The sequence below is a fragment of the Enterovibrio qingdaonensis genome, assembly GCF_028683135.1.
In the GTDB taxonomy this organism is placed as follows: Bacteria; Pseudomonadota; Gammaproteobacteria; order Enterobacterales; family Vibrionaceae; genus Enterovibrio; species Enterovibrio qingdaonensis.
In genome coordinates, this window is the sequence record NZ_JAJUBB010000002.1 from 66,721 (window position 1) to 79,655 (window position 12,935).

General features: G+C 47.9%; 9 protein-coding genes. 3 read left to right on the top strand and 6 right to left on the bottom strand.

What is annotated here, in order from left to right:
• Window positions 1-10: 10 nt before the first annotated feature.
• Complete coding sequence (locus tag LRP49_RS03265) at window positions 11-922, top strand: LysR family transcriptional regulator (protein WP_274140181.1); 912 nt, start codon at window positions 11-13, stop codon at window positions 920-922.
• 149 nt (window positions 923-1,071) lie between these two features.
• Window positions 1,072-3,045: an excinuclease ABC subunit UvrB gene (gene uvrB, locus LRP49_RS03270; RefSeq protein WP_274140182.1), complete on the top strand. Its 1,974-nt coding sequence runs from the start codon at window positions 1,072-1,074 to the stop codon at window positions 3,043-3,045.
• A 66-nt stretch (window positions 3,046-3,111) separates the two neighbouring features.
• On the opposite strand, the gene LRP49_RS03275 is transcribed toward uvrB, so the two are convergent.
• From LRP49_RS03275 to gfa, 5 genes are all read right to left on the bottom strand, one after another.
• Window positions 3,112-3,705 (bottom strand): hypothetical protein, encoded by a 594-nt coding sequence (locus LRP49_RS03275; protein ID WP_274140183.1) that lies wholly within the window; start codon window positions 3,703-3,705, stop codon window positions 3,112-3,114.
• Window positions 3,706-3,872: 167 nt separating this feature from the next.
• Window positions 3,873-6,431, bottom strand: coding sequence for a calcium-binding protein (locus LRP49_RS03280; RefSeq protein WP_274140185.1), 2,559 nt, complete (start codon window positions 6,429-6,431; stop codon window positions 3,873-3,875).
• Between the two features lie 294 nt (window positions 6,432-6,725).
• Window positions 6,726-7,934 carry a multidrug effflux MFS transporter gene (locus LRP49_RS03285; protein WP_274140186.1) on the bottom strand — a complete coding sequence of 403 codons (1,209 nt, stop codon included), beginning with the start codon at window positions 7,932-7,934 and terminating at the stop codon, window positions 6,726-6,728.
• Between the two features lie 175 nt (window positions 7,935-8,109).
• A complete protein-coding gene (locus LRP49_RS03290; RefSeq protein ID WP_274140188.1) occupies window positions 8,110-10,623 on the bottom strand; it encodes a hypothetical protein in 2,514 nt (837 codons plus the stop codon).
• Window positions 10,624-10,815: 192 nt separating this feature from the next.
• The gene (gene gfa / locus LRP49_RS03295; protein ID WP_274140189.1) at window positions 10,816-11,382 is read right to left on the bottom strand and encodes an S-(hydroxymethyl)glutathione synthase; all 567 of its coding nucleotides are present in this window, start codon (window positions 11,380-11,382) and stop codon (window positions 10,816-10,818) included.
• Window positions 11,383-11,788: 406 nt separating this feature from the next.
• Here gfa and LRP49_RS03300 point away from each other — a divergent pair, with 406 nt between their 5' ends.
• A complete protein-coding gene (locus LRP49_RS03300; protein ID WP_274140191.1) occupies window positions 11,789-12,406 on the top strand; it encodes an HAD family hydrolase in 618 nt (205 codons plus the stop codon).
• Here the strand turns inward: LRP49_RS03300 and LRP49_RS03305 are convergent.
• Window positions 12,403-12,933: a hypothetical protein gene (locus tag LRP49_RS03305; protein WP_274140192.1), complete on the bottom strand. Its 531-nt coding sequence runs from the start codon at window positions 12,931-12,933 to the stop codon at window positions 12,403-12,405. The genes LRP49_RS03300 and LRP49_RS03305 overlap by 4 nt on opposite strands.
• Window positions 12,934-12,935: the final 2 nt, after the last annotated feature.

A 12,935-nucleotide genomic window follows, 5' to 3' on the forward strand; every position in this document is an offset into this window, starting at 1 on the left:
GGTTGGTGCAATGCGCAATTGCAAAAATGCAGACCCACTGTGGAATGACCTGAAAATCTATCATGCTGTAGTGAACGAAGGGTCATTGTCCGGTGCATCGAGACGCCTGAGTATCAGTCACTCGACGGTTTGTCGGCGTATCTCTCGGTTGGAAGACATCGTCGGTGTCCCTTTGATAAGACGCCGACCCAATGGGATCATTTTTACGAAAGATGGCCAGCAGTTGGGCGCATTCGTGAAAGAAATGGATGACCGCGCGAATGACATTCTGTTTTGGATAAAACAGAAGAAGGAGGATCTTGCTGGCGCGTTGTCACTGAGTTGCTGCGATATCTCTCTGGCGAGTGTCTCCGAAATCGTGGGGGATTTGTCGGCCTCACACCCCGATGTGCAGTTTGATATAAAAGTCAGTGCCATGAATGCAGATCTTCGCCTCGCCAGTACAGATCTCGCCATTCGTGCAACGAATTCGCCTGATGAATCGTTAGTCGGCGTAAAGCTCAGCCACTTCCAGTTTCAGGTTGCAAAGCGAGTCGGTTTGGAAAACGACGCAAATACCAATTGGATTTGTCTTAATGACAGTTTTGCTCACCTGCCAGCCGAACGTTGGTTGGGACAGAAAAGATTGCAATGCCAGACATCGATAAGCGTCGACAGCTATATGAGTGCGGCGGCACTCATTCGAAGCGGCACGGGCATCGGGTTATTGCCCGAATTCGTTGTCGAAAATGATCCCTTTCTTGAGGTAATCAACGTGGATGCTCCGCTCCCCACATGGAATCTATGGCTGGTTTACCACCGTTCGCAAATCAATAATGGATTAGTGAAGGCGTTTACACACCACTTGAAGCAATATTGGTCGAGTAATGCGCCGCTACTCGCAATACCTAAAACACGCTCACCGTTGACGAATTTTTCTTGAAGAAATCACCGCGCATGCTGTCGCAATGTACGGTGTAGAGGAGATACCAAAACAGGTGTGGTATTCGCAAATATTACACGCTTGTCGGTTTGACACTCTGTTTCCTGCCCCCTTTACTTGGAAAAACTGATAGTCGAGTAGAGGTAAGCATGGTGAAGGAAACGTTTTTACTGCACGCCAAAAATGCGCCAGCGGGAGACCAACCCGAAGCGATTGCCAAGTTAATTGCGGGCGTTCAGGCGGGAAAAACCCACCAAACATTAAAAGGCGTAACGGGCTCTGGCAAAACCTTCACCATGGCCAATATCATTCATCGCTTGAAACGTCCGACGCTCATTTTGGCCCACAACAAAACGTTGGCGGCGCAGTTGTATCATGAAATGCGCGCATTTTTCCCACAGAACGCGGTGGAATATTTTGTCTCGTATTACGACTACTATCAGCCGGAAGTCTACATTCCCGGAAGCGACCGTTTTATCAGAAAAGACTCTGCCATTAACGAACACCTAGAGCGGCTTAGGCTGTCAACCACCAAAGCACTGATTGAGCGCAAAGATGTCATTGTCGTGGCGTCGGTGTCCTCGGTGTACGGTTTGGGCTCGCCAGATGCATACCGAGCGCTTCAAATCCCACTTCAGCCCGGTGAAAAGCTCGTGATGCCGGAATTGGAAGCGCGTTTGGCCAAGTTACACTATGAGCCTGCGCGGGAATCGCTTTGGCGAGGGAGTTATCGGATTGACGCACATCACGTAGATATTTTCCCCGCCGATTCTGAGTCGGCAGCTATTCACATTCAACTCGACAATTCGAAGACGATTACGCAGTTGCAGATGCTGGACAATGCGACGGGAGAATGGATAGCGGATCTCGACCATTATCGGTTTTCTCCCAAGACCTTGTATTCGACCTCGCCAAATCAAATTGAGCGCGCGTGCAAAGCCATTGAAGCGGAGTTAGAAGTAAGAACGGGCGAGTTGAGTCGCAACCACCAAGTAACTGAAGCGGCGAGGCTTTATGAGCGGACCATGCGCGATTTGGAGATGTTACGACTGCGGGGTTACTGCAGTGGTGTCGAAAATTACGCGTCTTATCTCGTTGATCGCGATGCCTCACTACCGCCAACCACTCTTTTGGATTACTTACCAAAAGGGGGCTTGTTGTTCATTGATGAATCCCATGTGATGGTGCCGCAAATTCATGCCATGTATAAAGGCGACCAAAGCCGAAAAGACACCTTGATTGATTACGGCTTTCGTCTTCCTTCCGCCAAATCTAACCGACCGCTGAGCTTTGCTGAGTTTGAAAAAATCAAACCCCAAACCATTTTTGTTTCAGCGACGCCCGGCGAATATGAGGTGCGCCGGTCAGGCGGTGAAGTGGTTGAACAAGTCATACGTCCAACAGGATTGCTCGATCCGGAAATAGAGATAGTGCCGTTAGCGGACACCCAATCAAACTTATTGCGTAATATTCGAGAGCGCATTGCAAGCGACGAACGTGTACTCATTACAACAATCTCTAAGCAAAGTGCAGAGGCATTGCACTTACATTTGCAGCGCGAAGGCACTCGCAGCCAATATATCCACAGTGATGTAAAAACCGATGACCGCATAGAGATCATTCGTCAACTCAGGCGAGGAGAGTTAGATGTACTGGTCGGCATTAATCTGCTGCGGGAAGGGTTAGACATACCGGAAGCATCTTTGGTTGCCATACTTGATGCCGATCATGCGGGCTTTCTTCGTTCTTCCGAAGCCTTGATACAAATTATTGGACGTGCAGCGAGGAATGCAAAGGGGAAAGCCATTCTTTATGCAGACAAAGTGACGCCCGCGATGCAACGCGCAATGGACGAGTCTAATCGCCGCCGAGAGAAGCAAATCGCTTACAACGTGGAGCATCAAGTCAAACCGCAAAGTTCGCGCAGAACGATAGACCCGATTGTGGCAACTGGAGAGTCTCCAAACGACCCTACCATGTGTGCGACTCTTGAAGAACTTTGCCAACGTATTACTGCTTCTGAAAGAGAGTTATTACGCGCGTGTGGTGACGGTGATAAAGCAGCAGTTGAAACCTTGCGGCAAACGTTAGATGCCCTTTACCGTCAATATATCTTTATGTAGATGAAAAAGGATGAAAGCATAAGCCTGCTGCTGCTCGAAATATCGAAAACCGAAGGTTCTTGATGCCTAGTCGAGAACCGAATTTTTTACACCGACCAGAGCCGAACACGCATCGTTGCCTGCAAAAAATATGCTTGAAGTAAAGACGGCATAGGGCGGAAGTACATCGGATATTTCCTTATTCACTTTTCCGTAATCTTCAAGGTCGATATCGCCGTGCGCCAGATATATCACACCTGTGGCGTCGCCAATTTGATTACCCCACACAAAATCCACGAGTGCGGCTTTGTTGTCGAATGCAAAGAGGTGGTGGGAATTGTTCAGTAGCGTTCGAATGTCAGTGACATCAATGTTGTTTGGCATCTCTTTGCTGTCGAGTTTGCCTTTGATGCTCCGTACCGCATGCCAAATGGCATCGATATTGTGGGTTGTGCTTTCTACATAAGCGATAACGCAATTGCCAAGATCGGTAGCGTTGATTACTGGTTTCGCCTGTTCAGGTGTCACGCCACATAAAAACAATAAATCGAGCTTTTTCTCTGAAATGCTAGATGCAGAAAGGGCATCAAACGGGATAAACAGGTCAATATCCTCCCCGATCATTGAAGGGGCGGAAACGCCGATTCGAATGTCATCATCTTCCAAAATGGGCTCAAACATGTCAGTTTCTTACTGACCAGTATTGCGGTCATTATTAGCAGGAAGAGTCAGCTAAATGAAGCCGTAGCAAAGTGTTTCAAGCGAATATGTTTTGAAGCTCACATGCATTTTTTGATTTGTTCCAAGGGGAGAGAAATAGCAGCACCGAAGTGCTGCTTGTGTGTAAGCTAGAAGCTCGAGTGGAAGAAATCAAAGTCATCAACACTGATGGTGCTTGAATCTGTATCGAGAAGGCGAACATTGAATAGGTGTTCGAATGTATCGTCCTCGTTTTGAGCGATACGAGCCGTGATCACGGTATCATCATCTTGCTGTTGGATAAGAAAATCGTCGAAATTTAACTGGGCGAAGTTAATATAATCGATGGCGATTTTATCGGTGCCTACATCGAAGTCGGTAATGATGTCTTCGTCCAACACGCTTGGTTCAAGTGTCGCGATAGTAAAGAGAAACGTGTCTATTCCTGTACCACCCGTCATGGTGTCGCTACCTGCGCCGCCATCCAGTGTATCAAGACCACCATCACCAAAGAGCTTGTCATTGTCTGCGCCGCCATAAAGTGCATCAGGGCCTACGCGACCGTATAGCTCATCGTCTCCAGTGCCACCATATAGCGTGTCTGCACCACTGGAGCCCCCTAGTAGAATATCATTACCGCCCATGCCGAAGAGCGAGTCTGACTGATGGCCTCCGACTAAGCGGTCTTCGCCATTGCCGCCTATTAAGGTGCTGCCGTTGTCATCTCCGTAAACAGTGAAATTGAAATCTTCGACACTAAACGTAGCCAGATCTCGGTTTTTAAATAGAACATGAAGCGAATCATTAAATTCTACGAGAACATCTTCGCCAACCTGCGTCATTTCAAACGTCGGGTTTGCAGCATCGAAATGACGAAAGTCACTCGTGCGCAAATAGATGTCGAGGTTATCTTGTGCTGGGTCGTAGTCTTGGAGGGTTACTTGACGAGTGAACTGGGCTCGTTGTCCGATGAAAGCATCCAGCAGAAAAAATGTATCGTGTCCTTCGCCACCAACGAGCGTGTCGGATATTCCATACGCTAAAAGGAAGTCATTTCCAGCTCCGCCATCAAGATACTGACTGCTATCGCTGCGTCCAGAAAGTCTGTTGGCTTTATCATCACCGATTAGATTCAGTCCTGAAGTATATTGATTTATTTGACCATTTTCCGCATAGAGATAGGTAGACCCCGCGGTTTGTTCGAGGTCGCCAAGACTATCACTGAATGCACTGGCGTAAGAGAATGTAAAGTTTTCGGCCGTTAATGATGCAGCTTGGGTGTTATTGAGCGTAATCGTGTCGCCATCGGCCAGTGTGATCTTGGTGGTAATACCGACTTGCTCAATAAGCAGGTCTTCAAAGCTTGCTGCCAGCCGAGGATCAATGCAGATTTTGTCAGTGCCGCTTTCAAAATCGACAATGCGGTCGTGGCCGATAGAGGGAGTATTTACACTGTTTTCATCGTTAACATCAAAAATGGCATTGCCAAAAAGGAATGTATCCGCACCTTGTCCGCCGATTAGCAATTGGTTGTTCTCATTGCCGCCTAATATGTCGTTCCCAGCACCGCCAAAGAGCCTTGTGTTTTGGCCTAAGCGACCCTCGACCTGCAGGATGTCATCATCTAAGCCACCTTGTAACGTATCGTCGTCTCCGAGACTAACCAGAACATCGTTTCCACTGCCACCTCCAATGGTGTCGCTGCCAAAGCTTTCTAGCCAGTCATTGCCTCGTCCGCCCGACGCGGTATCTGATGACCAGCCATTAGTGCGGATATGATCATTGCCACCGCCACCAATGGTTGTTTCGCTGAAGGAAATGGTATCGTTGCCAGCACCACCGACAGCAAGATCAACGCCTCTTCCTCCAACTAAGGTATCGTCGCCGTCGCCGCCAAGGAGGGTATCGTTTCCGTCTTTGCCATAAAGTGTGTCATCACCCTCTTTTCCGAGGAGTGTGTCGTCCCCCGCGCCACCATCTAGAGAGTCATTATCCAAGCCGCCGTCTAGGGTATCTTTTCCTTCGCCGCCTATGAGTAAATCGTCACCAGATTGACCTAAAAGTATGTCGTTACCTTCTCCACCATCGAGTTCGTCATTCCCGTCACCGCCGTCAAGGTAGTCATTACCCAAGCCTGCGGTTAACTCATCATCACCTTCATTGCCCCAGAGCGTGTCGCTACCTTTTCCGCCGTCTAGCTCGTCGTCTCCATCTCCACCGGCGAGCTCGTCACTCCCGTCTTCCCCGTAGAGTTGATCGTTGTGGCCGCCGCCAAACAGTTTATCACTGCCATTTCCCCCCCAGAGTCTATCGTGACCTTGACCCCCATAAAGTTCGTCATTTCCTTCTTCGCCAAACAGGCTGTCTTCACGGTCTCCGCCAAATAACGTGTCTTCGCCGTTTCCACCAAAGAGCGAATTGATACCACCTTCTCCGTGGATGACGTCATTACCATCACCACCTTCGATTCTGTCATCATGGTCGCCGCCATAAATCGTATCGTCACCCCCTTCGCCGTAAAGCAGGTCGCTGCCGCCAAACCCATAGATCGTGTTGTTGTTTTCATCACCCCGCAATACATCCCTTACATCAGTACCAAGAATCTCACTAGCGCTATTTAGAGCGCGTTCTGGCTGAATACTCTCTGATGTCAGAGCGGCAGTGTTAGGGCTATTAGATGTGTTTTTCTGATCTTCCTTTTGCGACATACCTTTATCCTTGATACCTAGCCATTTATTACTTCAACACTGCGTATACATTTAAGCAGTGAAGGAGCATTGCTATTTTTCCTTTTAAGGATTTTGAGTATAAAGAGGCGAGGTGGACAGTTTGTATTGTTAGTTGGACAGGTGCAGAGGTTATCTATGCGAGTAATTTGCTCGGAAAATTAGTTGGAAAGCATAAATCGTTTAAAACGAACGAATGACCTATAGTCAGGATATGTGGTGCGTGTGAATTTTGTATTCTCATCTGTTTAAAAGTGGCACGGAAAAGAAGGCACTTTACAGTGCCTCTTTAAAATTCCCCTCATCATCAAGACGATTTTTTTCAGAGAACCCGGCTCTTACTAAGCAGGTGCCGATGGCACCGACACATATGAGTAGGACACCGAGGTGCCACGCTTTGCTCATTCCTAGCATCATCAACGTCATGCTGAGCAGAGAAGCACTAACCATTTGCAAGGCTCCACCCAAAGCAGCTGCGGTGCCTGCCTTTCTGCCAAATGGAAGTAGCAGTTGCGACTGTGCACAGGGAAATGCAATACCATTTGCCACGACCATTAAAAATTGTCCTGCAATAACGGAAGCAGGTGTTAATGGCGCAATGATAAGCCAAAGCCCTGCGAGTGCTTGTAAGCAAGGGGCTATTTTTAGCATGTTTTCCGAGCCCAATCGTGGTCGAAGTTTGTTGCAGATACCCCCACCCAATAACAGCCCAAAGGCAGGAATTAACGCCCACATGGCATAGGCATCACTCGTCATACCTATTTGTACTTGCATCACGAAGGGAATGAGTGAAATCGCAACCACCACCATGCTGTAGTTGACCCAGCCGATGCCAGAAAAACTGATGAAATAACTGGAGGTGATTAACTTTTTGTAATCACGTAAAACGTGTTTAATGGGAGGAACATGGCTTTTGGTGTTAATGGTTTCGGTAAAGCAAACAATGAGGGTCAGCCAAACCAGCGCGATGTAGCTGAGCATCACGATAAAGACCGAGAGCCAGCCAAAATGATGGTTGACGAAACCCCCGATCACGGGAGCTGCGATCGGACAAAACGACGCCACAATGCCCAACCATGTCATCGCTTGAGCGAGGTGTTGGTATGAGTAACTATCTCGAAGCGATGCGCGAGCTAATACTGCACAACACCCTGCGCCTAATCCTTGCAAAAAGCGTCCCCAAAGGAGCAAGGAAAAATGGTCGCTCCCCATGACGGTCAAGGTTAAGCCGACAATGGAAATGGCAATCCCGATAAGAAGCACAGGTTTTCGCCCGATGGCATCTGAAAGCGGCCCATACAAAAGCTGCGAGGGGCCAAAACCCAAAAGATAATACGAAATGAGACGTTGTACTTGTTCTGCGTTTAACGAAAAGTGCTGAGCAATTGAAGGCAACGCAGGGAACAACAACCCCACGCTTAGTTGACCAATACTGACAATCAAACAGGCAAGTAGGACGGGACGAAGAGGAAACTTATCAGACATTCATGGACTCCTTGGTCCACCATTATCACCGCAAAACCCCTAATTTTATTGAGGAATTCCCGTCAGTGATCTCTTTCCAAGTGGGAAAGAGTGAATTTGTGCGCCAATTGAACACTTCACTTCCGTCAATGGAAACGAAAGAAGGGGCTCCCCTTATCGCAAGTATGCCTTTTTTCTAAATCGCATTATCTATCTTGGCCGTCTCTACTTTGATTTTAAAATAGTGAAACTGGTTTGCCGTGCTTGGGTAGCTAAGCGATTTGCTATCGGTATTGAACACTGGTAATTCAACGTAAAACTTTTTCGTTCCAGCAGCATTTTTCCATAACCTCACCCTCGCGGGCATAAGCAGGAGGCTGGCGGGTAATTTGGGGGAAGGCGACCCGGGAGTCTTTTTTAGCTCGTCAAACAGGTAGTTCACACCAACGCTGAGTAAGTTCATATCAATGTTGTCAAAGTCTTCGCTGAGTGTGGCAATGTCGAATAGAAGTGTTTTCACCTGTCCGGCTTCTATGGTGAATCCTTTAAAATTGTAGGGGTGAGACCCAAAATGCAGTGTGGTTAGAGCATGCTGACCTGCAAGCCCCAATGCGTCGGCACTTAATGTGACGTCTTTGCCCGCACCCGGAAGGTTTTTGTCTTTCGCGGAGAACACGACGTTCCAGCCGTGAGGTAAGTGGTTCTTGATGGGGGTGATTTCATATACCCAGGGACGAAACAGAACTTTGCGAATGCCGGAAAATAACCCCTGTAACTCGCCGGGGCCTCCCGGTTTCGCCTGCATGTCACCGCCTGCTCGCTCGTGTTCATCATAAGGTGTGAGGTGGAGATGAGCGATAGATGGAGGTCGTACATCAATCAGTGAACCAAAGGTATCGGGTCTTGGATGGCAGTAGTGATTACCGCTTAACCCGCTGTAAATATTGGAATCAGGGTTGCTTGGCGACGGCGATTCATGTTCGAGGCGTGCCTTGCAGTAGGTGACGCGTCGAGAATCTGTGGGCGTGCTGGTAATCACGATATCGTTCTGTCGGGAATCAGCAGTAAACACCACTAAACTGGTCCAGCGCATTGGATTCCAATCGGCGCGCGGTGCCGTTGAAGAGGTACCAAAAGGGTCGATATTGTGGCTGTCAAAATGGTGCTCCATGCTGCCTGTTTGCATGGAGTTAGAGCTAGCACCCATATAAAGTGAGCCGCCGCGATTACCATAACCATCAAAGTTACCCAAATCATTGGAAGAGGCGATGTACGTCCACTTGCGGTGTACGACTAATTCCCCCTCGGCATTAGGCCACTGGTTGTTATCCGCGCCGCTGCGGCTGGCAAGTGTAGGTTGTGACAGGTAGAGCCCCCATCCCTCGTTGTTTACCGCGGCACAACCAATGAAACTGTTGTGCATATAGTCTTCGTAGCCACCGGGAAAATACCAGCCATCCAATCCGTTTTCTCTGGCCATGAGATCGATGTGTGTGTTGTAGGCACCGTCAATGCCTACAAAGCCATTCCAAGGCATTTCCTCAACAACGATGTTTAAAAACTCGTTATAAGATGCTCTCGCATTGGTATAAAAATTCTCTGTAAGGTAAGGCGTCATTTGAGACAGAAGCGAATGGTGAGTGACCAGATTGTAGAAAGAGACATCCACCGTTTTTGTGGTTACTGGTAAGCCAAGTGGCACGATAACGGTGGTGGTTTTATCTGTTTCAGAAATGGGGAGGTTGTAAACGCGGGTCTCTCCGTTTTTTCTAGGTCTGCCTGTGGTTTGGCGGTCATCAGCGTTGATACCCACCAGTTTACCATCCAGCTTTTTACCGCTGTTGGCATAGCGGGCGACTTCTTTGCCGTTTGCATCAAAGGCGCGTACCCACCTAACCAGCGGAATGTCCACCGTGTCGTCGAGTAAAACGTCTTTTGGGGCAGAGTAGGTCCCTTTTGCTGGCACGGTGATCTCAGTCTGCCCTTGGCTGTTTTTGAGGTTAAAGCTGGTCAGTGACGTCCAAATTTGAGGCTCACCAAAGCGTTTTTGTGGCATACGGTTGGGTTGACCTGCCCAGTATTGCGCCACATTAGGTTTGGCATTGCCGACGGTATCTGGCTCGGGGGGAGTATGCCCCAAGATCATGCCATTACCGCCGTCTCCTTCATCTTTTAAGCATCCGCTAATCGCGAAGTCGAACACGCGACTTGAGCCACATTGCGTGAGGATGCCGTTATTGTCAGACCCACCAATTGGGCATAGTGCCGTGGGATGCGTTGTGACGCCTTTGAACGCCGAGGGTAAGGATTTGCGCCTTACATAACACCCTTGTCCACGAAATGTTCCTGCACCGACAGGGATAAGAAGGTTCCCCACTATAGGGAAATAGCCTTTACCAATGACCACATGAAAGTCGTAACGCTCTTTTGTTGGAGGCACCAAGTCTCCTGCTGCATCACGTAGTCGCAACGCTTGTTCCAGCTTGATTTGGTTACGCTCAGCCATCGCAACAACGCTGGCTCGGTCATTACGCCATTTGGCTTTTGCCTGCTCAGGACTTTCGCCAATGGATTCCAAATCCAGGGTAATTTCACCGGTTTCAAACAAACTGCGTATCCATCGAGCGAGCAGTGCGAGAATTTGAGTGACGATGGAAGTGACATTGTTAAAGGCGCGACGAAAGAGACTAGGCGAATGAGAGTGCGGCATGAAGGCGTATTCCAGATGAAAGGCGAATACGTCACTGTATGCGACTTTTTTAGCTGGGATTGTCTATATATCGGTACATTGCGTGTGTTTTTGCCTGAATTGCGTTGAGAAAAATGTTGGCATTAGGTTGAGACGAAAAAAAGGCTGGTATAGCCAGCCCAAAGGAGAATCGGTTTATTGCACATTCAATGGTTAATTTGCGTGCGATTTGGCAACGTGAGTCGCGATAGCATCCATCAGTGGTGGAGACAGGCAGTCATAAGGTTCAAGACCGAGCTCTGTCAAACGATGACGAATGGCACCCATGTCCTCTGGCGGGGTGCCTGATTCGATGATTGAGGACACAAATGCAGCAAACTCAGGGGCAGACCAACCGTCCTGATCTGACAATTCAGTGTGCACGAAATCGAGGCCATAAAATGGGTGCCCAGTATTTTCAATACGGCCATACATATGCACACCGCAAGAGGTACAGGCATGTCGTTGAATTGCTGCACTGGCATCTACCACCGAGAGCTTGCTTTCATTCTGGTCGACGCTCACGTTGTCTTTTGAAACAACGGCGATTTGAGAAAAGACTGCGCCTGAAGGTTTCCAACATTTTGAACAACCACATACGTGATTGTGCGCAGTTTGTGCCGTAACGCTAACAACGACAGGGTTGTCAGTGCATTGGCAGGTAAGTTTACCGCCTGAAAAACCAGGGACATCAGTGTGCTTTACACCGCTATCGACGGCAGGATGTATTTTTACTGTCATAGGAAACACCTTAGCAACGAGATTACGAATTGATTTCCACATGTTTTCACCTCAATTCTGAAGCGTAGGAGTACCCGCATAATGAACAATTTGGGTAGTACATTCAGACTAGATGCGTTAACTGACTGCGAATATGGCCTAAATAGAAAAAGTGCTTTGTGGTTGTGCGTTTGGCGATGAAATTGAATGCAAGGAACCTAACCGTTTGTTTTCTTTGAGCGAGTCGGTGGAAGGAAGGCTGGAGATGGTTTAACAATAGTCTTTTGTTATGCAACGCACAGGCCTTGTGCGGCTGATAGTTGATAGTGTGTGAAAGATTTTGGTCATGTAATCGTAATTAACGCAGACAAATTGTGTGCGTATCAAACACAATACGGTGCCATTTTCTTTCTCAAAGCGAGGTTATATGCCATCAAGGGAAATCAAAAATATTATTTTCGACATTGGTAATGTCATGGTGCGCTGGTCACCAGCGGAAATCGCAAGGTTGACCTTTGGTGACGATGAACAAAGTCGGCACAAAGCAGAAACCATTTTCAGGAGTGACACTTGGCTGGCACTCAATCGTGGGGAGTTGACGGAATCTGAAGCCAAAGCAGACATCATTGCGCTTTCGGGCATATCGGAAACTGAAGCAGACGCGCTGTTTTATTACATTAAAGAAACGCAGATTGTTCTATATGGCTCGGTACAGCTCTTGAAAGCTGCAAAATCAGCGGGATACAAGGTGTTTGCATTGACAGACAATGTGCATGAAATCGTCAGTCATTTGCAAACGCGTTACGACTTTTGGGCACTTTTCGATGGTGAGGTCGTGTCAGCCGAAGAAGGGTGTTTGAAGCCCTGTGCAGATATTTTTAATCGGTTGGCAGAAAAGTACGGTGTTACTCCTGAAGAATCTGTGTTTCTTGATGATGTGCAGCAAAACGTTGATGGTGCCAAAGCAGTTGGGTTTGAAGCGATTGTGTTTGTAAATACTACACAGGCGCGTCGGGCGTTATCAACGTTGGGTGTGATGCTTTAAATTAGCGGCTTATTGATACGTGAAACCTTACTCGTTGTATTTCTCAGACGCATTGTGACTGTCAATAAAGCGATGACAAATGGCAATGTCCATGTCAGTACAGTAATGAGCGTTCCATAGGAGTGACTGGCATAGAGACTGTAAGGACTCACTTTTAGTGCAAGGTGATAGCCAAACATGGCTATCACTATGTAATACAAACTACCCATCAAGGTGCCAAGTACGACGTAATCACTGAAAGGAATAAGACGTGGTAAGCCTTTCATTATCACTAACACGATGAGTGCAGCGATCAGCGATAAAGTGGTTGATTGCAGCAGCCCAGCAAGGACAGAAAGCGTATTGAAGTCAATGCGTGGGTGAGCGGTGAGAAAGTCGCGTATCCAACTGACGTCAAATAGCCACATCAGGGTGTTACCAAGTGCTTCTTGGCTTAAAGTACTTTGCAGAATCTTGAAGTAAGCAGCAAACGTAAATAGACCTGCCAGCGTGGCTGAAGCTTGGAGAAGAAGTTTTTTTACTAACAAGA

Excerpts from the sequence above, each read along its gene's own strand:
- LRP49_RS03265 (WP_274140181.1), top strand. The coding sequence starts at position 11 with ATGCGCAATTGCAAAAATGCAGACCCACTGTGGAATGACCTGAAAATC.
- uvrB (WP_274140182.1), top strand. The coding sequence starts at position 1,072 with ATGGTGAAGGAAACGTTTTTACTGCACGCCAAAAATGCGCCAGCGGGA.
- LRP49_RS03275 (WP_274140183.1), bottom strand. The coding sequence starts at position 3,705 with ATGTTTGAGCCCATTTTGGAAGATGATGACATTCGAATCGGCGTTTCC.
- LRP49_RS03280 (WP_274140185.1), bottom strand. The coding sequence starts at position 6,431 with ATGTCGCAAAAGGAAGATCAGAAAAACACATCTAATAGCCCTAACACT.
- LRP49_RS03285 (WP_274140186.1), bottom strand. The coding sequence starts at position 7,934 with ATGTCTGATAAGTTTCCTCTTCGTCCCGTCCTACTTGCCTGTTTGATT.
- LRP49_RS03290 (WP_274140188.1), bottom strand. The coding sequence starts at position 10,623 with ATGCCGCACTCTCATTCGCCTAGTCTCTTTCGTCGCGCCTTTAACAAT.
- gfa (WP_274140189.1), bottom strand. The coding sequence starts at position 11,382 with ATGACAGTAAAAATACATCCTGCCGTCGATAGCGGTGTAAAGCACACT.
- LRP49_RS03300 (WP_274140191.1), top strand. The coding sequence starts at position 11,789 with ATGCCATCAAGGGAAATCAAAAATATTATTTTCGACATTGGTAATGTC.